Here is a 1076-nt window from a genome sequence, read left to right on the forward strand (position 1 = left end):
GATTCGCCTTTGTGCATGAGGTCGAAGCCCTTGTTGATCTCGTCGAGGCTGAGGGTATGGGTGATCATCGGGTCGATCTCGATCTTGCCCTGCATGTACCAGTCGACGATCTTCGGCACGTCGGTGCGCCCGCGGGCGCCGCCGAAGGCGGTCCCGCGCCAGACCCGGCCGGTGACCAGCTGGAACGGCCGGGTGGAGATTTCCGCCCCCGCCGGCGCCACGCCGATGATGATCGATTCGCCCCAGCCCTTGTGGGCGCATTCCAGTGCGGTGCGCATCACCTGAACGTTGCCGGTGGCATCGAAGCTGTAATCCGCCCCGCCGCCCGTCAGCTCCACCAGATGCCCCACCAGGTCGCCCGTCACCTCCGCGGGGTTCACGAAATCGGTCATCCCGAAGTGCCGCGCCATATCCGCCTTGGCCGGGTTCAGGTCCACGCCCACGATCTGGTCCGCGCCCGCCAGCCGCAGCCCCTGGATCACGTTCAACCCGATACCGCCGAGCCCGAACACCACCGCCCGCGCGCCGATCTCCACCTTCGCGGTGTAGATCACCGCCCCGATCCCCGTCGTCACGCCGCAGCCGATGTAGCAGATCTTGTCGAAGGGCGCGGCCGGGTCCACCTTGGCCAGCGAGACCTCCGGCAGAACCGTGTGGTTGGCGAAGGTCGAGCAGCCCATGTAATGCAGGATCGGCGTGCCGTCGAGCATCGAGAAGCGCGAGGTCCCGTCGGGCATCAGCCCCTGCCCCTGCGTGGCGCGCACCGACTGGCAGAGGTTGGTCTTCGGGTTGAGGCAGTATTCGCATTCCCGGCACTCGGCTGTGTAGAGCGGGATCACGTGATCGCCCGGCTTGAGCGAGGTCACGCCCGGCCCCACCTCCAGCACCACGCCCGCGCCCTCATGGCCCAGGATCGCCGGGAACAGCCCCTCCGGGTCCGCCCCGGACAGCGTGAACTCGTCGGTGTGGCAGATCCCTGTCGCCTTGATCTCCACCAGAACCTCCCCGGCCTTCGGGCCCTCAAGGTTCACGTCCATAACCTCCAGCGGCCTGCCCGCCTCAATTGCTACCGCGGC

At 67.6% G+C, this 1076-nt stretch carries 1 protein-coding gene; it reads right to left on the minus strand.

All coding sequences use genetic code 11. The annotated features are described in order from the left end of the window. Nucleotides 1–1076 (minus strand): S-(hydroxymethyl)glutathione dehydrogenase/class III alcohol dehydrogenase (locus ARC39_RS25105; protein WP_236545406.1); only part of this gene is annotated, 1076 nt, incomplete at both ends.

Source organism: Tropicimonas marinistellae (assembly GCF_001509585.1).
Taxonomy (GTDB): Bacteria; Pseudomonadota; Alphaproteobacteria; order Rhodobacterales; family Rhodobacteraceae; genus Tropicimonas; species Tropicimonas marinistellae.